The organism is Bradyrhizobium sp. LB11.1 (assembly GCF_040549385.1).
Taxonomy (GTDB): domain Bacteria; phylum Pseudomonadota; class Alphaproteobacteria; order Rhizobiales; family Xanthobacteraceae; genus Bradyrhizobium.
The window spans coordinates 475527-496415 of the sequence record NZ_JBEPTH010000003.1; the positions used below are offsets into that span (position 1 = coordinate 475527).

19 protein-coding genes are annotated in these 20889 nt (G+C 64.7%); 9 read left to right on the forward strand and 10 right to left on the reverse strand.

All coding sequences use genetic code 11. The features are described 5' to 3' along the window. Positions 1-60 precede the first annotated feature (60 nt). Positions 61-1659: a glutamine-hydrolyzing GMP synthase gene (gene guaA, locus ABIA96_RS09995; RefSeq protein WP_354136866.1), complete on the reverse strand. Its 1599-nt coding sequence runs from the start codon at positions 1657-1659 to the stop codon at positions 61-63. 149 nt (positions 1660-1808) lie between these two features. Between guaA and ABIA96_RS10000 the strand changes: the two genes are divergently transcribed. The 3 genes from ABIA96_RS10000 (at position 1809) to ABIA96_RS10010 (ending at position 3141) form a co-directional block, all read left to right on the forward strand. After that, on the forward strand, positions 1809-2180 hold the full coding sequence (locus ABIA96_RS10000; RefSeq protein WP_354136867.1) for a nuclear transport factor 2 family protein: 372 nt from the start codon (positions 1809-1811) through the stop codon (positions 2178-2180). Positions 2181-2338: 158 nt separating this feature from the next. Then, on the forward strand, positions 2339-2671 hold the full coding sequence (locus ABIA96_RS10005; protein ID WP_354136868.1) for a DHCW motif cupin fold protein: 333 nt from the start codon (positions 2339-2341) through the stop codon (positions 2669-2671). A gap of 260 nt (positions 2672-2931) precedes the next feature. Beyond that, a complete protein-coding gene (locus ABIA96_RS10010; RefSeq protein WP_148749473.1) occupies positions 2932-3141 on the forward strand; it encodes a cold-shock protein in 210 nt (69 codons plus the stop codon). A gap of 103 nt (positions 3142-3244) precedes the next feature. On the opposite strand, the gene ABIA96_RS10015 is transcribed toward ABIA96_RS10010, so the two are convergent. Both ABIA96_RS10015 and ABIA96_RS10020 read right to left on the reverse strand, forming a co-directional pair. Continuing rightward, on the reverse strand, positions 3245-4546 hold the full coding sequence (locus ABIA96_RS10015) for an RsmB/NOP family class I SAM-dependent RNA methyltransferase (RefSeq protein WP_354136869.1): 1302 nt from the start codon (positions 4544-4546) through the stop codon (positions 3245-3247). A gap of 9 nt (positions 4547-4555) precedes the next feature. Further along, entirely contained in the window at positions 4556-4978 is a 423-nt protein-coding gene (locus ABIA96_RS10020) for an MAPEG family protein (protein ID WP_354136870.1), read from the reverse strand. A 321-nt stretch (positions 4979-5299) separates the two neighbouring features. On the opposite strand from ABIA96_RS10020, the gene ABIA96_RS10025 reads away from it, so the two are divergent. Continuing rightward, positions 5300-6136, forward strand: a complete 837-nt coding sequence (locus ABIA96_RS10025; protein WP_354136871.1) for a metallophosphoesterase family protein — start codon at positions 5300-5302, stop codon at positions 6134-6136. A gap of 16 nt (positions 6137-6152) precedes the next feature. On the opposite strand, the gene ABIA96_RS10030 is transcribed toward ABIA96_RS10025, so the two are convergent. The 3 genes from ABIA96_RS10030 to guaB form a co-directional block, all read right to left on the reverse strand. Continuing rightward, on the reverse strand, positions 6153-6452 hold the full coding sequence (locus ABIA96_RS10030) for a hypothetical protein (RefSeq protein WP_354136872.1): 300 nt from the start codon (positions 6450-6452) through the stop codon (positions 6153-6155). A gap of 194 nt (positions 6453-6646) precedes the next feature. Next, the gene (gene curA / locus ABIA96_RS10035) at positions 6647-7669 is read right to left on the reverse strand and encodes an NADPH-dependent curcumin/dihydrocurcumin reductase (protein WP_354136873.1); all 1023 of its coding nucleotides are present in this window, start codon (positions 7667-7669) and stop codon (positions 6647-6649) included. A 157-nt stretch (positions 7670-7826) separates the two neighbouring features. Then, positions 7827-9317: an IMP dehydrogenase gene (guaB, locus tag ABIA96_RS10040; RefSeq protein WP_354136874.1), complete on the reverse strand. Its 1491-nt coding sequence runs from the start codon at positions 9315-9317 to the stop codon at positions 7827-7829. Positions 9318-9692: 375 nt separating this feature from the next. On the opposite strand from guaB, the gene ABIA96_RS10045 reads away from it, so the two are divergent. Continuing rightward, positions 9693-11183 (forward strand): MFS transporter, encoded by a 1491-nt coding sequence (locus tag ABIA96_RS10045; RefSeq protein ID WP_354136875.1) that lies wholly within the window; start codon positions 9693-9695, stop codon positions 11181-11183. Positions 11184-11288: 105 nt separating this feature from the next. On the opposite strand, the gene ABIA96_RS10050 is transcribed toward ABIA96_RS10045, so the two are convergent. After that, positions 11289-11975 (reverse strand): RlmE family RNA methyltransferase, encoded by a 687-nt coding sequence (locus ABIA96_RS10050; RefSeq protein ID WP_354136876.1) that lies wholly within the window; start codon positions 11973-11975, stop codon positions 11289-11291. Position 11976: 1 nt separating this feature from the next. Beyond that, a complete protein-coding gene (locus ABIA96_RS10055) occupies positions 11977-13047 on the reverse strand; it encodes a Ppx/GppA phosphatase family protein (protein ID WP_354136877.1) in 1071 nt (356 codons plus the stop codon). A gap of 210 nt (positions 13048-13257) precedes the next feature. Here ABIA96_RS10055 and ABIA96_RS10060 point away from each other — a divergent pair, with 210 nt between their 5' ends. After that, positions 13258-15627, forward strand: a complete 2370-nt coding sequence (locus tag ABIA96_RS10060; protein WP_354136878.1) for a xanthine dehydrogenase family protein molybdopterin-binding subunit — start codon at positions 13258-13260, stop codon at positions 15625-15627. A gap of 3 nt (positions 15628-15630) precedes the next feature. Here the strand turns inward: ABIA96_RS10060 and ABIA96_RS10065 are convergent, their stop codons facing one another. Then, positions 15631-16431, reverse strand: a complete 801-nt coding sequence (locus ABIA96_RS10065; RefSeq protein WP_354136879.1) for a hypothetical protein — start codon at positions 16429-16431, stop codon at positions 15631-15633. 105 nt (positions 16432-16536) lie between these two features. Between ABIA96_RS10065 and ABIA96_RS10070 the strand changes: the two genes are divergently transcribed. The 3 genes from ABIA96_RS10070 to ABIA96_RS10080 are packed head-to-tail and all read left to right on the forward strand — an operon-like array spanning position 16537 to position 19925. Continuing rightward, positions 16537-17028 carry a YaiI/YqxD family protein gene (locus tag ABIA96_RS10070; protein ID WP_354136880.1) on the forward strand — a complete coding sequence of 164 codons (492 nt, stop codon included), beginning with the start codon at positions 16537-16539 and terminating at the stop codon, positions 17026-17028. Positions 17029-17030: 2 nt separating this feature from the next. Continuing rightward, a complete protein-coding gene (locus tag ABIA96_RS10075; protein ID WP_354136881.1) occupies positions 17031-18842 on the forward strand; it encodes an ABC-F family ATP-binding cassette domain-containing protein in 1812 nt (603 codons plus the stop codon). 3 nt (positions 18843-18845) lie between these two features. Then, complete coding sequence (locus tag ABIA96_RS10080; protein WP_354136882.1) at positions 18846-19925, forward strand: D-TA family PLP-dependent enzyme; 1080 nt, start codon at positions 18846-18848, stop codon at positions 19923-19925. On the opposite strand, the gene ABIA96_RS10085 is transcribed toward ABIA96_RS10080, so the two are convergent. Beyond that, the gene (locus ABIA96_RS10085) at positions 19922-20824 is read right to left on the reverse strand and encodes a LysR family transcriptional regulator (RefSeq protein ID WP_354136883.1); all 903 of its coding nucleotides are present in this window, start codon (positions 20822-20824) and stop codon (positions 19922-19924) included. The two genes, ABIA96_RS10080 and ABIA96_RS10085, sit on opposite strands and share 4 nt — an antisense overlap. Positions 20825-20889: the final 65 nt, after the last annotated feature.

Sequence of the window (20889 nt, forward strand, 5' to 3'; positions counted from 1 at the left end):
TATGCCGCGCCGCCTCTCCGGGAAGTAACGACCAGTGAAAAAAAACCTAGAGAGCAGCCCCTACTCCCACTCAATCGTCCCAGGCGGCTTACTCGTCACGTCGTACACCACCCGGTTCACGCCCTTCACCTCGTTGATGATGCGTGTGGCGGTCTCGCCGAGAAACTTCATGTCGAACTGGTAGAAGTCCGCGGTCATGCCGTCGGTTGAGGTGACGGCGCGGAGGCCCACGACGTAGTCGTAGGTGCGGCCGTCGCCCATGACGCCGACGGTCTTGACGGGGAGCAACACGGCAAAGGCCTGCCAGATGTCGTCGTAGAGGCCGTGCTTGCGGATCTGGTCGATGTAGACGGCGTCGGCCTGGCGCAGGATGTCGAGCTTGTCGCGGGTGATGTCGCCGGGGCAGCGGATGGCGAGGCCGGGGCCCGGGAACGGGTGGCGGCCGACGAAGATTTCGGGGAGGCCGAGCTCGCGGCCGAGCTTGCGCACCTCGTCCTTGAACAGCTCGCGCAGGGGCTCGACGAGCTTCATGTTCATGCGCTCAGGCAGACCGCCGACATTGTGGTGCGACTTGATCGTCACCGAGGGACCGCCGGTGAAGGAGACGCTCTCGATCACGTCGGGGTAGAGCGTGCCTTGCGCCAGGAAGTCGGCGCCGCCGATCTTCTTGGCTTCCTGCTCGAACACCTCGATGAAGAGACGGCCGATGGTCTTGCGCTTTGTCTCGGGATCGGTGACGCCTTCGAGCTCGCCCAAAAACTGCTTCGACGCATCCACGTGCACGAGCGGGATGTTGTAGTGGTGACGGAACAGGTCGACGACGGTCTTGGCCTCATCAAGGCGGAGCATGCCGTGATCGACGAACACGCACGTCAGCTGGTCGCCGATGGCTTCATGAATCAGCACGGCCGCAACCGCGGAATCGACCCCGCCGGAAAGGCCGCAGATCACCTTGCCCTTGCCGACCTGCGCGCGGATTTTTGCGATCTCTTCCTCGCGGAAGGCGCGCATGGTCCAGTCGCCGGAGAGGCCGGCGATCTTGCGCACGAAGTTGCGGATCAGCTTCGCGCCGTCGGGCGTGTGCACGACTTCTGGGTGGAACATCAGGCCGTAGTACTTGCGCTTCTCGTCCTGGATGATCGCGAAGGGCGCATTCGGCGAGGTGCCGGCCACTGAGAAGCCCGGCGGCATCTTGGTGATGCGGTCGCCGTGGCTCATCCAGACCTGGTTCTTGCTGCCTGATGACCAGACGTCCTCGAAAAGCTTGCTCTCGGTCTTGACCTCGACGTCGGCGCGGCCGAACTCGCGATGATGGCCGCCCTCGACGGTGCCGCCGAGCTGGGCCGCCATGGTCATCTGGCCGTAGCAGATGCCGAGCACAGGCACGCCGGAGGCGAAGATCAGCTGCGGCGCGCGGGGGGAGCCGGCTTCATGCACCGACTCCGGGCCGCCGGAGAGAATCACCGCTTTCGGCTTCATCTCCTTGAAGGCTTCTTCAGCCTTGTTGAACGGGACGATCTCGCAATAGACGCCGTCCTCACGCACGCGACGCGCGATCAGCTGCGTCACCTGGCTGCCGAAGTCGACGATGAGAATCTTGTCGTGCGCCGAGGCCACGGTCGGCGCCGGCGCGGAGCGGTCGTTCTGTGCTGCTGTCATGGCAAGCAAATACGCGACACACGCCCTCCCCGCAACCGCGCGGACCGCGCGCCCACATCCTTCTTTGGGCATGGACAAATGGATATATGTCAGTATTATTGACCTAATTTACCCCATCCACCAAACAGGGGCCAATCAGGGAGATTGCCATGTCACAGCTCCATCAACCATCAACGCTTGCCGCGCTGGGCCGCACGTGGGTCGAGGCCTGGAATGCCCGCGATCTCGAGCGCGTGCTGACGCTTTACGACGACGCGACAGTGATGACCTCGGATCGCATTCCGGCGATGGGGTTCGATGCCAGCGGCACCGTGCGCGGCAAGGATGCGCTGCGGGCGTATTGGGGCAAGGCGCTCGGGCTGATCCCGAACCTGCACTTCTCCTTGATCGACGTATTCGTCAGCCCGGACAGCGTGGTGGTGTTTTACGAGAACGAGCGGGGCAAGCGCATCTGCGAATATCTGCGGGTGAATGATGCGGGGCTGATCGTGCAGGGATCGGCGAACCATCTGCCGCATTGACGTTGCTCTCTCCCCGTCATTGCGAGCGAAGCGAAGCAATCCAGAATCCCTCCGCGGCGGCAGTCTGGATTGCTTCGTCGCAAGGGCTCCTCGCAATGACGGAGTTTGTTGCTAAGAGCATACCCCACGCAGCATTGCTCAACGACAGGACCCCCATCATGAAGCTCCCCACCTCGCCCTTCACCGTCACCGACTGGAGCAAGGTCGAGGCCACCACGCATCCCGGCGAGACCGGGCACGCGCTGTGGCGGACGCTCAACATCGGCGATCTCCGGGTGCGGATGGTCGAGTATTCGCCGGGCTATCTCGCTGATCACTGGTGCGACCGCGGGCACGTGCTCTATGTGCTCGCGGGCGAGCTCGACAGCGACCTGCGCGACGGGCGCACATTCAAGCTCATTGCGGGGATGAGCTACCAGGTCTCGGATTTTGGCGACGCCGCGCATCGCTCCTCGACGGCGGTGGGCGCGACGCTGTTTATCGTGGATTGACGGACCCCTCGACCCGCGTTTTGCAGCGCAAAATAGCAAAGTTCGCTGCCCTCGCTGTCAGCGCGTGGTGCCTTGAACTTGCCCCAATAAATCGATATATTCGACAGCATCGATCCTTGGCCGAACGACTGGGCCGCTCCGTCTCACTTCAATGGGCGAGCACGTTTCAGGTATTTCTCCAAAATCGACCAATCGGGACGTGGGCGCAAATATTGCGCATTTGTCCCCCTGAGTGCATCGTCAATTGAAAGGAAATGACTATGGCAATGGGCACCGTGAAGTGGTTCAACAACCAAAAGGGCTTCGGCTTCATCCAGCCGGATGACGGCCAGAAGGACGTCTTCGTTCACATCAGCGCTGTTGAACGCGCTGGTCTGAGCACCCTCAATGAGGGCCAGAAGGTTTCGTTCGACATCGTTGCGGACCGCCGCAGCGGCAAGTCCTCGGCCGACAACCTCCGCGCCGGCTAGTTGACCGCGCAATTCGCGATCTGACCACGGACGTACCGGCAGATCGTAGAGTTCAAAAGACCCCGCGACCGGGACTCCGGTTCGCGGGGTTTTTGTTTGGGGTTCAGCCCACCTTTTTCAGCACCGAGACGAAAAACCCATCCGTCCCCGTGCGGCGCGGGGTCATGAGCCAGCCCTCGTCCGACCGCAGCGCGGCTTGCGCAAATTCCTCGGCCTTGTCCCAGAGCACGCTCGCGGTCTGCTCCGGCGACACCACTGCGAACTCCGGATGGCGCGCGACAAAGGCCCTCACCTGCTCGCCGTTCTCCTCTGGGAGAACCGAGCAGGTGATGTAGGCGATGCGGCCGCCGTCCTGCACCAGCGGCGCGGCACGCTCCAGCACCTCTGTCTGGTCGCGCAGGCGGATCTCCAGCGCACCCGGACGCATGCGCCATTTGGCGTCGGGATTGCGGCGCCAGGTTCCGGTTCCCGTGCAGGGCGCGTCGATGACGACGAGATCGGCGGAGGCGCGGATGTCGGCCAGCGGATCGGCCTCGCCCTTGGGCGTGCGGACATCGGCGTTGTGGACGCCGGCGCGCGACAGGCGCTCGTGAATGGGCACAAGCTGGCGCTTGTCGCTGTCGGTCGCGATCAGCCGTCCCTTGCCCTGCATCTGAGCTGCGAGCGCCAGCGTCTTGCCGCCGGCGCCGGCGCAGAGATCGATCACCTGCTCGCCCGGTTTTGCCGCGGTGAGGAGGGCCGCAAGCTGCGATCCTTCATCCTGCACTTCAACGCCGCCCTTGATGAAATCCTCTTCGGCCGCGATGCCGGGATTGCGTGCATCGGCCAAAAGCGCGATGCGCAGGCCATTTGGCGACCAATGCGTCGGTTTCGCATGAAGATGAGCAAGCGCCTTCAGCACCTTGTCGCGGCTGGATTTTAGCGTGTTGACGCGCAGGTCGAGCGGCGCCCGGCTCGCCATCGCCACCGCCTCGGCGACGCGGTCGTCACCGAATACCCTGGCCAGGTGAGAATCGAGCCATTCCGGATAGTCGCCGGCGATCGCGGCGGGCGCATCTTTCAGCGAGCGATGGCTGAGCGCTGCCTGCTCCGCCTCCGTCAGCGGCTCGGGTGCAAACCGGCTGCCGTCGAACAGCGCCGTCATGGTGGCCGTGTCCATGCTCCGCTCGAGGCGGAGCATGCCGATCAGGCGCGCCCGGGCGGTATCGGAATCCATCAGGAATGCGCTCGAGGCGTAACGGCGCAGCACGTCCCAGACGAGGCCGGCAATGGCGGCACGGTCGCCGGAGCCGGCAAAGCGGTGCGCGGTGCCCCACTCCTTCAGCGCTTTCGCCGCGGGCACCCGGTCCTTTTCGATGGTGTCAATCAGTTCAATGGCTGCGGACAGCCGGGCAGCGGGAGTCATTTGAATCTTTCAGATCAGCAACAAAATCTTCAGTGCGAAGTAGATCCACATCGCCAGCAGCACCAGCACGCCGGCGAGCCAGATCGACGAGCGCCGGCCGAGATCGTTCGAGGTCACGAACACGCCGGCATGGGCAAAGCGCGTCACCACGAACACCCAGGACATCAGCACGATGAAGAGATCGGCATGGCGGAGCGGCAGCGCCAGCGCGATCAGGGCGTAGAACAGCACCGGCAGCTCGAACTGGTTGCGGTAGCAATTGGCGATCTGCGTGGCGCCTTTCGGCCAGTTCGGCTCGCCCAGCGCAATGTCGCGGATCTTGGTGTCGCCCGAAACCAGCGCATTCCGGCGCCCGAACACCATACCGAGCAGGAGCGCGAAGGTGAGCCCGATCTGCACGAAGACCGGCAACAAAACCATTTGGACGGACATCGGAACTTTCCCGTGAGGCGGCGTGCCGCAGACCGTCATTAGCCGCGACTTCTGGCGCTGACAATCGACGAGTTGAACCGGCGTTCCCGATGCGGCGACCAACTGCCGATCATTAGAGCGATTTTGGCCCATTGCAGGCCCACAAGGCGCGAGATCGCCAAGAGAGCACCATGAACACCCTGTCCGGCCTTTGGACCGAATCCGCCGACGGCGGCATCTGGATGTCGGCCATGGCGGGTATCGCGTGCTTTAAACTTTGTTCGATCACAGATTGCACGCGCGCGTCATCGTTCCGACGTTTGACCGCGCGATACTTTGCGCATGTCAGATTTTCGCATCACCCAGATTTCCGACACGCATCTCGGCCGGCGCTTCCCCGGCCTCATTGCGAACTTCCAGGCGGTCAGCGAGCACATCGACGCTGACAGGCCCGATCTCGTCATCAACACCGGCGATGTGTCCTTCGACGGTCCCACCAGCCGCGACGATGTGGCGTTTGCCAAGAGCCTGCATGAAGCTCTGCCCGTCGACTGTCGCTATCTGCCGGGTAATCACGACATCGGCGACAACCCGACCGCACTCGGGCCGGCGCCGAAGCCGCCGATCGCGGAAGTCCACCGCCAGCAATTCCGCGACATCATCGGCGAGGACCATTGGTCGTTCGATGCCGCCGGCTGGCGCTTCATCGGGCTCAACTCGCTGGTGATGAATTCAGGCCTGGCGTTCGAGGCCGAGCAGTTCGACTGGCTGGCCTCGGAAATCGCGAAGGTCAATGGCAGGCCGGTCGCGCTGTTCCTGCACAAGCCGGTGTTTCTCAACCTGCCCGACGATCCCGAAACGCCGGAGACCTCGATCCGCTACGTGCCGCAGCCGGCACGCGCACGGCTGATCGAGATGTTTGCGCGCGTCGATCTGCGGCTGATCGCCAGCGGTCACGTGCACCAACGTCGCGACTTCACGTTCCGCCACACGCGGCACGTCTGGGCGCCCTCGGCCGGCTTCAAGATCAACGACGCGCGCCAGGACCGGATCGCGATCAAGGAGACGGGCCTCGTCGCGTACCGTTTCGCCCCTGACAGCTTCGAAGTGCGCCACGTCCGTGCGGCGGGCCAGGTCGATATCGAAGAACTCTTCGCCCAGATGGGCGGCGAGCATTAAGCGCGCGCCTCGCCTCTCAGGCGACGCTCTTGAGATCCTGCTGGATCGCGGCGAGCAAGGATTGCAGCGCTTCGCTGGTCACAGACCGAGCTGCAGCATCATTCGCGGGCGTCATGCTGGTGGGCTCGGCCGCCTTGGCCGCACGATTGGGAAAGCGCGGCGGAGGTGTCGGCATCGGAACTCGCACGAGCGGGCCCTCATCCTCGCTGTGCACGAACTTGCCGTGGATGACGTCGTCATGGCGCCCCATGACATACATGGCCGCCCAATAGCCGGCAGCCAAAAGGATTACGCAGAAAATACCGATCTCTAACATCGCAGCACCTGAAATATGCGCGATGATTCAATGCCTTCGCCCCGGCGTCAATGAACCGTCGGTCACGCTTTGCGCCTTTTACGAGCAGGTGTGGCCGATCGGTGACTCTTTGTTAACCACCGGTGTCAGGCGTGTGACACCGGTGCAACTAGTGGACGCTCGAGGCCATCTAGGAGACGCTCACAGCCCAGCAGCTAAGCCTGGTCCGGCCCGACCCGGACCAGCTGCTTGCCGAAATTGGCGCCCTTCAGAAGCCCGATGAAGGCGCCGGGGGCGCTCTCCAGGCCCTCGGTGACGAACTCCTTGTACTTCACCTTGCCGTCGCGGACCCACCCCGACATGTCGCGCAGGAAGTCGCCATGGCGGGAGGCGAAGTCGGAGACGATGAAGCCGCGGAAGGTGAGCCGCTTGGTCAACGTCGCGCGCATCATGGAGGCCGCCCATTTCGGCGGCTTGGCTTCGGTGTCGTTGTAATGCGCGATCAGGCCGCAGACCGGGACACGCGCGAACGGATTGAGCAGCGGGAAGACCGCCTCGAACACGGCACCGCCCACATTCTCGAAATAGACGTCGATGCCCTTCGGGCAGGCATCCTTCAGCTTCGCGGCTAGATCGGGATCGCGGTGATCAATGCAGGCATCGAAGCCGAGCTCCTTGACGACGTAGTCGCACTTGTCCTTGCCGCCGGCGATGCCAACCGCCCGCGCGCCCTTGATCCTGGCAATCTGGCCCACGGCCGAGCCGACCGCGCCGGAGGCGCCGGCGACAACGACGGTCTCGCCTTCCTGCGGCTTGCCGATATCGAGCAGGCCCGTGTAGGCGGTCATGCCGGGCATACCGAGCACGCCGATGGAGGTCGAGATCGGTGCGAGTTTTGGATCGACCTTGGCGAGCCCCTTGCCGTCGGAGATCGCATGCGTCTGCCAGCCCGCGCGCGAAAGCACGATGTCGCCCTTGGCGAAGTTCGGATTGTTGGACGCGGCAACTTCGCTGACCGTACCGGCTTCCATGACGCCACCGACCGGCACAGGCGCGGCATAGGACGGACCGTCGCTCATGCGACCGCGCATATAGGGATCCAGCGACAGCCAAATCGTGCGCAGCAGAACCTCACCCGCACCCGGCGTCGGGACTGCGAATTCCTCCAGGCGAAAATCCGATGATTTGGGTTCGCCGACGGGACGTGCGGCGAGAACGATGCGCTTGCCTTGGGACATGATGGCTTCCTCCGAATTGTCTTTCGGGGCGAACGGAAGCGGAGCAATCCAGTTGCGTCAACAGAAAAGGACTCGCGTAGCCCGGATGGAGCGAAGCGCAATCCGGGACTTTCCCGGCATTTCGCTTCGCTCCATGCGGGCTACAAGGCTGCAGCGACTAACCCCCGCCCGGATAGTTCGGCGCCTCGCGGGTAATCGTCACGTCATGGACGTGGCTTTCGCGCAGGCCCGCGCCGGTGATGCGGACGAAATTCGCTTTCTCGTGCAGCTCCTTCATGTCCTTGGCACCGACGTAACCCATCGCGGCGCGGAGGCCGCCGGCGAGCTGGTGCATGACGTTGCCGACCGGGCCCTTGTAGGGCACCTGACCCTCGATGCCTTCGGGCACGAGCTTGAGCGTGTCCTTGATGTCCTGCTGGAAGTAGCGGTCGGCAGATCCCCGCGCCATCGCGCCGACCGAGCCCATGCCGCGATAGGCTTTGTAGGAACGGCCCTGCCACAGGAAGACTTCGCCGGGCGTCTCGTCGGTGCCGGCGAGTAGCGAGCCGACCATGGCGATGTCCGCACCGGCGGCGAGCGCCTTGGCAAGATCGCCGGAGAACTTGATGCCGCCGTCGGCGATGACGGGGATGTCCGACTTCTTCGCCGCTTCCACAGCATCCATGATCGCGGTGAGCTGGGGCACGCCGACGCCGGCGACGATGCGCGTGGTGCAGATCGAGCCCGGACCGATGCCGACCTTGATGCAGTCCGCACCCGCGTCGATCAGCGCCTGCGTACCCTCGGCGGTCGCGACGTTGCCGGCGACGACCTGCACGGAGTTCGAGAGACGCTTGATGCGGTTCACCGCATGCAGCACGTGGCGGGAATGGCCGTGCGCGGTGTCGACGACGACGAGGTCGACGCCGGCATCGATCAGCCGCTCGGTGCGCTCGAAGCCGGTGTCGCCGACCGTGGTGGCGGCGGCAACGCGCAGGCGCCCCTGCGCGTCCTTGCAGGCGAGCGGATGGGCGACCGCCTTCTCCATGTCCTTTACGGTGATCAGGCCGACGCAGCGATACTGCTCATCGACCACGAGCAGCTTTTCGATGCGGTGATGATGCAGCAATCGTCTGGCTTCGTCCTGGCTGACATTCTCGCGCACGGTGACGAGGCCTTCATGCGTCATCAGCTCGGAGACTTTTTGCCGGCGGTCGGTGGCAAAGCGCACGTCGCGGTTGGTGAGGATGCCGACCAGCTTGCCCGGCGTGGACTTGCCGGCGCCGGTGACGACGGGGATGCCGGAGATGCCGTGATCGCTCATCAGCTTGAGCGCATCGTCGAGCGTGGCCTCAGGGCTGATGGTGAGCGGGTTCACCACCATGCCCGATTCATAGCGTTTGACCTGCCGCACCTGGGCGGCCTGGCCTTCCGGATCGAAATTGCGGTGGATGACCCCGAGGCCGCCGGCCTGCGCCATGGCGATCGCCATGCGGGCCTCGGTGACGGTGTCCATGGCGGAGGCCATGATCGGGATGTTGAGCGGGATGGCGCGGGTGACGCGAGAGCGGATGTCGACCTCGCCCGGCATGACGTCCGACAAGCCCGGCTTCAACAGCACGTCGTCGAACGTAAAGGCTTCGCGAATGCCTTGCTGCACCGTGGCCATATGCCAACTCCTTCCTGCGGCCGTGCCGCAAATAAGTATGGATGAGCGCCGCCCTCGGCGTACCTTGCGGCATCGCCGGAGAATCGGAGCCCATCGGTGGGGTTGACGCGGGTCGATAGCACGGCCGCGCGACGAATCAAAGCAAATCGGACCGCTGGCCAGCCATGCACAGGCTTTTTAGGCAAGTTCAGCGGGACAGCCAGGCAACGGCCTGCCCACCGCCATCCCGGAGCGCGACGAAGTTGCGAGCCCGGGATGACGAAGGAACGAGCGCAGGATTTAGGTGCTATGCGTTGATCCGCAATGGTCGAGTGCTAGCGGCGGTGATAAGCCGCAATTCTCGCTCTTCCTTCTGATTTCCATTACCAATCCGTCATGGTCGACAAGCAACGCATCATTCCCCTGATCGTGGCCACCGCTCTCTTCATGGAGAACATGGACTCCACGGTGATCGCCACCTCGCTGCCGGCGATTGCGGCCGACATCGGCACCAGCCCGCTGACGCTGAAGCTCGCGATCACGTCCTACCTCTTGTCGCTTGCGGTGTTCATCCCGGCGAGCGGCTGGACCGCTGACAGGTTCGGCGCCCGCATGGTGTTCGCGATCGCCGTCGGCGTCTTCATGGTCGGCTCGGTCGGCTGCGCACTCTCGACCTCGGTTATCGACTTCGTGTTCGCGCGCGTCCTCCAGGGGATGGGGGGCGCGATGATGACGCCGGTCGGGCGCCTCGTGCTGCTGCGCTCCGTCGACAAGAGCGCGCTGGTCAACGCCATGGCCTGGGTGACTGTCCCTGCCCTGATCGGTCCCGTGATCGGCCCGCCGCTCGGCGGCTTCATCACCACCTACGCCTCATGGCACTGGATCTTCCTGATCAACATTCCGATCGGGCTGCTCGGCATCTTCATGGCCTTGCGCTTCATCGATCCCATCAAGAGCGAGAACCGCGAACCGTTCGATCTCTACGGCATGGTGCTCGCCGGCATCGGGCTTGCCGGCATCGCCTTTGGCCTGTCGGTGGCCGGCCTCAATCTGCTGCCCTGGAGCACGATCGCCGCCCTGGTCGTCGGCGGATCGATCTCGATGACGCTCTACGTCATCCATGCCCGGCGGACGGGATCGCCCGTGCTGGACTTTTCGCTCCTCAGCCTGCCGACGCTGCGCGCGGCCATTCTCGGCGGCTTCATGTTCCGGCTCGGCATCGGCGCGCTGCCATTCCTGCTGCCGCTGCTGATGCAGATCGGCTTTGGCCTGTCCCCATTCAAGTCCGGTCTTGTCACGTTTGGCTCCTCGCTCGGCGCCATGGGCATGAAGGCGCTGGCCGCGCGGCTCATCCGCGCTTTCGGCTTCCGCAATCTGATGACGGTGAACGCGATCGTCAGCGCGGTCTTCCTCGCCGCCTGCGCGCTGTTCACGGTGACGACGCCGCTGCTGATCATCATGATCATCCTGGTGGTCGGCGGCTTCTTCCGTTCGCTCGAGTTCACCGCGATCAACACCGTGGCCTACGCCGACGTCGAGAGTGCGCAGATGAGCCGCGCCACCACGCTGGTCAGCGTCAACCAGCAGCTCGCGGTCTCCGCCGGCGTCGCGGTCGGTGCCGCCTCGGTCGAGACCACGATGTGGCTCAGCCATGTCAGCGAGCTCAACGCCACCGTGTTCGCGCCGGCCTTCGTCGTGGTGGCGCTGACCTCGGCGGCGTCGAGCTGGTTCTTCTGGCAGATGCCCGACGACGCCGGCCACGAGATCTCCGGCCGCAAGGCGGTGGAGATCGCAAGCCGCAAGGGCGCAGCCAAGAGCGCGACAACCGCCGCCGTCAAGGTGGCGACGGAAGACACGCAGGACATGCGGGACCAGCGGCTAGGGTAGCGAAGTCCAGTAGCCCGGATGGAGCGAAGCGCAATCCGGGACCTGTCCCGCATTCCGCTTCGCTCCATGCGGGCTACCCGCTCCTCGCAATGACGGAATTCGTGGCTACGCTTTCCCCTCGCCGCGAAATCCCGTCGCGAGCACGTAGCGCTCCGACGAATCCTGCCGGCTCGCCGCTGGCTTGACGTGACGTACGGCCGCGAAATCGCGCTTGAGTTGGGCGAGCAGATCGGCGTCGGCGCCGCTCTGGAATGTCTTGGCCAGGAACGTCCCGCCGGGTTTGAGCACGTCGCATGCAAAGGCGGCTGCCGTCTCGACCAGGCCAACGATGCGGAGCTGATCGGTCTTGCGATGACCGGTGGTGTTGGCGGCCATGTCGGACATCACGACATCGGCGCCGCCGCCGAGCATCGTGGTCAATTTTTCCGGCGCGTCATTGTCCATGAAATCGAGCTGGGCGAAGTCGACGCCGGGAATCTCCGGCATCTCCAGCAGGTCGATCGCGACCACCTTACCCTTGCCGTCGACCGAGCCGACGCGCTTGGCGGCGATCTGGCTCCAGCCGCCCGGCGCCGCGCCGAGATCGAACACGGTCATGCCGGGCTTCAAAAACCGATACTTGTCGTCGATCTCCAGGAGCTTGAACGCCGCGCGCGAGCGATAGCCCGCCGCCTTGGCCTTGACGACATAGGGATCGTTGAGCTGCCGCTCCAGCCAAAGTTTTGACGAGAGTTTGCGCTTGCCGCCGGTCTTGACCTGGACGTGCAAGCGGCCGGTGGTGTCCTTGGCCATCTCACCAGCTCCTGAGCGCGCCGTCTTCGCGCATCATCTCGACCAGCATGCCTTCGCGCAGGCCACGGTCGGCGACGCGCAGGCGCGGCAGCGGGAAAGCGCTGCGGACGGCATCGAGGATGGCGCAGCCCGCCAGCACAAGGTCGGCACGCTCGATACTGATGCAGCTGTTGTTCGCGCGGTCCTCGTAACTCATGCCGAGCAGCTTGCTGATGGTCGCGGTGATATCGGCATCGTTCATCCAGATGCTGTCGATGCGGCGGCGGTCGTAGCGCGCGAGATTGAGATGGATGCCGGCGAGCGTCGTCACCGTACCGGAGGTGCCGAGCAGATGCATGTCGGTGAGATCACGGCTGTGTTGTTCCGCGAACGGCGCGATGTGATTTGCGACCTCCTGCTCCATCGCTGCATAGATCTCAGGCGTCACGTCGCGGCCGCCGAACTGCTCGGCCAGCGTCACGACGCCAAGCGGGATCGACATCCAGGCTTTGATGCGCGGCTCCGGATTGGCGGGATCGCGCTCGATCCGCACCAGTTCGGTCGAGCCGCCGCCGATATCGAACAGGATGGCGCCCCTGCCCTTGGGGTCGACCAGCGGCGAGCAGCCGAGCATGGCGAGCGAAGCTTCGGTCTCACGGTCAATCACCTCGAGCTCGATGCCGGTCTCGGCTGCGACGCGACTGCGAAAACCCTCTGCATTCGAGGCCGCGCGGCAGGCTTCGGTCGCGATCAGCCGCAGCCGCTTGGCTTTGCGCAGGTTGATCTTGTCCCGGCAGATGCTGAGCGCGCCGATGGCGCGATCGATCGCGGCCTCGCTGATCGAGCCCGTCGCCGAGACGCCCTCGCCGAGCCGGATGATGCGCGAGAAGGAATCGACCACGCGAAAGCCATCGTGGGTCGGACAGGCGATCAGGAGCCTGCAATTGTTGGTGCCGAGGTCCAGCGCCGCATAGACGCCGGTTCCCGCTTGCGCGGGGACGGCCGGTTCGGGGGCCAACGCCACCGCCGCCATCGACCCCTCCAGCTCACCGTGCGGCACATGGCCGTCGCGGAGCCGCGTGTGGTCATTCATACAAACTGTCTTTCCGCGGCCGGTCAGGCCGGTCTGGAATTGCTTTTTCGCCTGAAACATTAGCAGCGCGGCGGGTATGCGCAACAACGCATCACATGGGACCATGCCCATTCATGCGTTGTCGTGAAGAGGTCCGTGGGTTATCTCAGAGGTACCGGTCCCCCAAGGCGCCCGCAAAACGCGCAATTGCCGGCTTTTCAGGTCATTTCCATGCAAGAACACACCAAATCGTCCACGCTCGAAAACGCTATTGCACTGCAAAAATACGGCGTCGGGCAGCCGGTCCGCCGCAAGGAGGACGACACGCTGGTGCGCGGCAAGGGCCGCTACACCGACGATTTCAATCTGCCCGGCCAAGCCTATGCCGTGGTCGTCCGCTCGACCCATGCCCATGGCGTGATCCGCGGCATCGGCACCGACGCCGCGAAAGCGATGCCGGGCGTGCTGGGGGTGTGGACCGGCAAGGACATCGATGCCGCCGGCTACGGCCCCTTCACCTGCGGCCTGCCGCTGAAAAACCGCGACGGCTCACCCCTGCTCCAGACCAACCGCCAGCCGCTGGCGACCGACAAGGTCCGCTTCGTCGGCGATCCCGTCGCCTTCGTCGTGGCGGACACGCTGGCCCAGGCCCGTGACGCGGCCGAGGCTGTCGAGCTCGATATCGAGCCGCTTCCGGCGGTGACCGATCCCGAGGAAGCCACCAGGCCCGGCGCGCCCCAGCTCTACGACCACATCCCGAACAACGTGGCGCTCGACTATCACTATGGCGACATGGAGAAGGTGAACGCCGCTTTCTCCGGCGCAGCCCATGTCACCAAGGTCGACATCGAGAACACCCGCGTCGCCGTGGTCTCGATGGAGCCGCGCGTGGGTCTTGCCTCCTACGACAAGGCCACCGAGCGCTACACCATCCAGATGCCGACGCAGGGCGTCGCGGGCAACCGCGCCAACCTCGCCAAGAATTTGAAGGTGCCGAACGAGAAGGTGCGCATCCTCACCGCCAATGTCGGCGGCTCCTTCGGCATGAAGAATGTCAACTACCCCGAATATATGTGCATCCTGTATGCGGCGAAGGCGCTGGGACGTCCGGTGAAGTGGCTCGACGAGCGCTCCACCAGCTTCCTCTCCGACAGCCACGGCCGCGCGCAGCGCATCCATGCCGAGCTCGCGCTCGATGCCGAGGGGCACTTCCTCGCGGCGAAGCTGTCCGGTTACGGCAATCTCGGTGCCTACATCACCGGCGTCGCGCCGGGGCCGCTCTCCCTCAACACCGGCAAGAACTTTTCCAGCGTCTACCGGACGCCGCTGATGGGCGTCGACATCAAGACAGTGCTGACCAACACCACGCTGATGGGCGCCTATCGCGGCGCCGGACGGCCCGAGGCGAACTATTACATGGAGCGGCTGATCGACCGCGCCGCCGACGAGATGGGCATCAACCGGCTCACGATGCGCAAGCGCAACTTCATCAAGCCGAACCAGATGCCCTTCCCCGCCTCCTCCGGGGTCACCTATGACAGCGGCGACTTCCAGGCCGTCTTCAACAAGGCGCTGGAGATTTCCGACCACGACAATTTTGCCAAGCGCAAGAAGGACAGCAAGAAGGCCGGCAAGCTGCGCGGCATCGCGGTCGGCTCCTATCTCGAGGTCACCGCGCCGCCGAGCCCCGAGCTCGGCAAGATCGTGTTCGATGCCGATGGCAGCGTGCAGCTGATCACCGGCACGCTCGACTATGGCCAGGGCCATGCGACGCCGTTCGCGCAGGTGCTGTGCGCGCAGCTTGGCGTTCCCTTCGAGAGCGTGAAGCTGGTGCAGGGCGACAGCGACATCGTCCACACCGGCAACGGCACCGGCGGCTCGCGCTCGATCACCGCGACCGGGCAAGCCATCGTGGAATCATCGAGGCTCGTGATCGAGAAGGGCAAGCGCGCCGCCGCGCACATGCTGGAGGCGTCAGAAGCCGACATCGAGTTCGCCGACGGCAGCTTCACCATCGCCGGTACCGACCGCAGCATCGACATCATGGAGCTCGCCAAGAAGCTGCATGACGGTAAGGTGCCGGACGGCGTGCCTGACTCGCTCGACGTCGACCACACCAGCGAGCCGGTCCCGTCAGCCTTCCCGAACGGCTGCCATGTCGCCGAGGTCGAGGTCGATCCGGATACGGGCATCGTGCAGATCGTGCGCTACAGCGCCGTGAACGACTTTGGCACCGTGATCAACCCGATGCTGGTCGCGGGCCAGCTTCATGGCGGCGTCGTTCAGGGCATCGGCCAGGCGCTGATGGAGCATGTCCGCTACGACGAGAGCGGCCAGCCGATCACGGGTTCGCTGATGGACTACGCGCTGCCCCGCGCCGAGGACGTGCCGTTCATGGAGGTCGGCGATCATCCGGTGCCGGCCAAGAGCAATCCGCTGGGCACCAAGGGCTGCGGCGAGGCCGGCTGCGCCGGCAGCCTGTCGACCGTGGTGAATGCGGTGCTCGATGCGTTGTCGGACTACGGCATCAAGCATATCGACATGCCGCTGACGCCTGAGCGCGTGTGGCGGGCGATCCAGGACGCGAAGGGCACGGCGTAAGACTTACGCCGCCGCCTGCTCGCGCGGCTGGTAGATCGCGGTGTGCTGGCAATGCGCCAGCGGCGTTGTGCCGTTGGCCACGACAAGCGCGTCGAGCTCGACGAAGCGGTGGCCTTTCTTCTCGTAATTCGCGGTCACCTTCGCCCGCGCGACGATCTCGTCACCGACGCGCGCGGTCGACAACAGCTGCATGCGGCTGCCGACATGGATCCACGGGCCCAGAATGGTGTTGTCGACCAGGACGCGGTTCATGACGCGCTGGATCAGGCCGGGATGGCCGAGCCCTTCGCGCGCGAAAACCGGATCGGTCTCTCTGACGTCGGCGAGATAGCCGGTCGCATCCTGCCCGGCCCAGCGGCGCGGCGCCGTGCCGAGCCATTTGCCGACCTCGAACGTCGCAGGACTGACCGGCCTGCGCTCGGCAACCGCCGAGACTTCAACGTAATCAACCAATGACACCGCCGGAGCTGTCGCCGCGAGCGACGCTGTTCCGGTAGCACAAAGCTCGGTGCGGCTGAACACTTCGATCGTGAGCAGGCCGTTGTGCTCGGTCGCATCGACATCGGCGGTCTCGCCGTCATAGACCGGCTTGATGAAACGGGCGTCGACCAGCCCGCGGGACAGGAAATCGCGGCCCCAGCGCGCCACCGGCACGTGCATCATATAGGCGAAGACATCGACGCCCGGAACGAGGCCACCGGAAAAACCGAAGCGGCGTGCCGCCGCGTCATCGTGCATTCTGTTTTCGGACTGCTTTGCGGTGTTGTAGGCAGCAACGCGGTAGGTTTCGAGCCGGTTCGGCATGGCGGGCCTTCCCTGTATTTTGTTGTTTCGGAGCCGATCGTAGGCCCCGGGGAACACCGGTCAATCCCCTCGCCTTTGGAGCCCGAATGGGGTACCACGCGGCGAATGACCGACACCCCCACCCGCATCTATGTCGACGCCGACGCCTGCCCGGTGAAGGACGAAATCTACCGCGTCGCGCTCCGGCACGGCGTGCCCGTGAGCGTTGTCGCCGGCAACCTTATTCGTGTGCCGCAGGATCCGCTGATCGAGCGGATCGCGGCCGGCGCCGGCATGGACGCCGCGGACGACTGGATCGTGGAACGCGTCAAGCCCGGCGACGTCGTCGTGACCTCAGACATTCCGCTCGCCAGCCGCTGCGTAAAAGCGGGCGCCGACGTGATCGCACCGAACGGCAAGCCGTTCACCGAGGAGTCGATCGGCATGACACTGGCCGTGCGCAATCTGATGACCGATTTGCGCTCGGCGGGCGAAGTCACGGGCGGTCCGCGATCGTTCGCGCCGCGCGACCGCTCGACATTCCTCTCCGCGCTCGACCAGACGCTGCGCCGGATCCAGCGCCGCCGCACTGATGCGTCCGCTACGAGCCAAGGTTAGTTATGGCGCCGCCACTGATCCAACTCAAAGACATCAAGCTGACCTTTGGCGGTACGCCGCTTCTGAGCGGCGTCGAGCTCAATGTCGCGCAAGGTGAGCGAGTCTGCCTGATCGGCCGCAACGGCTCCGGCAAGTCGACGCTGCTGAAGATCGCAGCCGGCCTCGTCGAGCCCGACGGCGGCACGCGCTTCGTGCAACCCGGCGCGACGGTTCGCTATCTGCAGCAAGAGCCGGATTTCGGCGACCACAAGACCACGCTCGCCTATGTCGACGCGGGGCTCGCGCCCGGTGACGACCAGCATCAGGCGCACTATTTGCTGGAGCAACTCGGGCTCACCGGCGACGAGAACCCGCACAATCTCTCCGGCGGCGAGGCCCGTCGCGCGGCGCTGGCGCATGTGCTGGCGCCCTCGCCCGACATTCTGCTGCTGGATGAGCCGACCAACCATCTCGATCTCGCCACCATCGAATGGCTGGAAAAAGAGCTCGACAGCCGCCGCAGCGCACTGGTGATCATCAGCCACGACCGCCGGTTTCTCACCAATCTCTCGCGTTCGACCGCCTGGCTCGACCGCGGCAAGATCAAGCAGATCGACCGCGGCTTTGCCTCGTTCGAGACCTGGCGCGACGAGGTGCTGGCCGAGGAAGAGCGCGACCAACACAAGCTCGACCGCAAGATCGTCGACGAGGAGCACTGGCTCCGCCACGGCGTCTCCGGCCGGCGCAAGCGCAACGTCAAGCGGCTCGGCAATCTGCATGCGCTACGCGACCAGCGCCGCAACTATCGCGGCACCGCGGGCACCGCCAGTCTCGCCGCCGCAGAAGCCGAGCAATCCGGCAAGCTGGTGATCGAAGCCAAGGGCATCACCAAAGCCTTTGGCGACCGTATCATCGTCGATAGTTTCTCGACCCGCATCCAGCGCGGCGACCGGCTCGGCATCATCGGTCCCAACGGCGCCGGCAAGACGACGCTGGTCAATCTGCTCACCGGCGGCGCGCAGCCGGATTCCGGCACGGTGCGGCTCGGGGCCAATCTTGAGACGGCCACGCTCGACCAGCACCGCGAAAGCCTCGATCCCAAGTCGACGCTGGCCGAGGCGCTGACCGGCGGCCGCGGCGACCAGATCATGGTCGGCGGCAAGCCGAAGCATGTCGTAGGCTACATGAAGGACTTCCTGTTTGCCCAGGAGCAGCGCGGCACGCCTGTGGAGGTGCTCTCAGGCGGCGAGCGCGGCCGCCTGATGCTGGCGCGCGCGCTGGCCAAGCCATCGAACCTGCTGGTGCTGGACGAGCCGACCAACGATCTCGATCTCGAAACGCTCGACGTGCTCGAAGACATGCTCGGCGACTACGAGGGCACTGTCATCCTGATCAGCCATGACCGCGACTTCCTTGATCGCGTCGTCACCTCCGTGATTGCCCCCGAAGGCAACGGCAAATGGACCGAATATGCCGGCGGCTATAGCGACATGCTCACGCAGCGCGGCGCCGACCTGAAGCGCGAGACGGGCAAGGCGCAAGCGTCCGCCGAGAAGAAAGAGGAGCGCTCCACTGCTCCCGCGTCCGCGTCCAAGCGGAAGCTGAGCTTCAACGAGAAGCACGCGCTGGAAACGCTGCCGAAGAAGATGGAGACGCTGCAGGCCGACATTGCCAAACTGCAGGGCGTGCTTCACGATCCCAATCTCTATGCCAAGGATCGCAAGAAATTCGACGACACGTCAGCCGCCATCGCCAAGGCGCATGAAGAACTCTCCGCCGCCGAAGAGCGCTGGCTCGAACTTGAAATGCTTCGCGAAGAAATAGAGCAGGCTTGAATCATGACCACTCCCCTCGCCGCCAAGATCGCCCGCGAATACGGCACGCCCTGCGCCGTCATCGACATGGACAAGGTCGAGCGCAACATCGCGCGGATCCAGAAGGCCTGCGACGACGCCGGCGTCGCCAACCGGCCGCACATCAAGACGCACAAGAACCCGACCATCGCGAAGATGCAGGTCGCGGCCGGCGCCAAGGGCATCACCTGTCAGAAGATCGGCGAGGCCGAGATCATGGCCAATGCCGGCATCGACGACATCCTGATCAGCTACAATCTGCTGGGCGAGGAAAAGATGGCGCGCCTCGGCGCGCTGAACACCAAGACCAACATGACGGTCGCCGCCGACAATTCAACCGTCGTTGCCGGACTGCCGAAGGCGGCCGCGGCCTCGGGACGTCCGCTCTCGGTCGTGGTCGAATGCGACACGGGGCGCAAGCGCGCGGGCGTCGAGACCCCAACGGAAGCGATTGCGCTGGCGCGCGAGATTGCAGCGTCCAAGGGCCTGGAGTTTGCTGGCTTCATGCTCTACCCGACCGAGACCGGCTGGGGCGATGCGCAGAAGTTTTTCGACGAGGCGCTGGCCGGCGTGCGCACGCACGGGCTCGATGCCAAAATTGTCTCGACCGGCGGCACGCCGAACCTCAAGAATATCGGCAAGCTCAAGGGCGGCACCGAACATCGCTTCGGGACCTACATCTACAACGACCGCATGCAGGTGGCGGCTGGCTCGGCCACCTGGGACGATTGCGCGCTGCACATCTATTCGACGGTGGTGAGCCGCGCCGCGCCCGAGCGCGGCATTCTCGACGCCGGCTCGAAGACGCTGACGACGGATACCGGCGGGCTCGACGGCCACGGCCTGATCCTCGAGCATCCCGAAGCCAAGATCGCGCGCTTCGCCGAGGAACATGGCTTCCTCGACCTCTCCCGCAGCAACACCAGGCCGAATGTCGGCGACGTCGTGCGGATCGTACCGAACCACGTCTGCGTCGTCGTCAATATGATGGACGAGGTGGTGATGGTCCGCGGCGAAGAGATCATCGGCACGCTGCCGGTGGCGGCGCGCGGGAAGCTGCGCTAGGCGCGTATCAGAGCCTGTAGCTCCCGATCCAGGCCATCGCGGAACAGGTTGATCGGTCCGGTCAGACGGCCCGCCGGCGGGCGATGCACCAGCCATGCGCGCACGGCGGGATTGAAGTCCCGCGCAGCGACCGCCTTGAGCTTGTTGCGAAACGCGCTGCGCTTCAGCGCGAGCGGCGTCACCAGGCCGACGCCAAGGCCTCGCGCCACGAGCGACAGGCGAAGCTCGCTGTCGAGCGCCTCCACGGCGACGGTGAACGGCAAATGCTCGGCATCGAAGCGGCGCTTGAGCGTGTCGCGAAATCCGCAGCCGTCCTGGTTGATCACCCATGAGAGCTGCGATAGACGTTCCAGGTCAACGGTGAGCGGGATCTTTGTCTCGCGCGCGACGACGAACACCACCGGCTGCGAACCGAGATCGTCGGCGACGAGATCGGCGGGCGGCGCGGCCCCGTCGGGCAGGCAGATCGCCGCGGCATCCAGCTCGTTGCGGCTGACCCGCTCGACCTGGTTGGGCGACCAGCCCGAGACGACGCGCACGCTCAACGCCGGAAACCCGGCACGCACCGCATCGAGCGGCGCGGAGAGCCCGGCCTCGGAGAGAAACGGCGTGAGTCCAAGCCTGAACTCGCCACGCACCACGCCGTCATTGGCGACGCCGGCCTTGAGATCATCCAGCATCCTCAGCAGGCGGCGGCCCTGCTCATAAGCCTCATGACCCGCGGCCGTGGGCTTCAGCGGTTTCGACATGCGGTCCAACAATTGCGCACCCAGCATCTCCTCGAGATTCTGGATGCGCCGAGTCACGCCGGGTTGAGTGAGATTGAGGCGCGTCGAGGCCGCGACGATTGATCCGGTCTCGACCACCGCGACGAAAGCGACGAGGTCATGGGTATTCATAACTAACTCGCATATTCTTTATAGACTTAATTGAATTGTAGCATATTTCTCATCCCGCTTAAAGG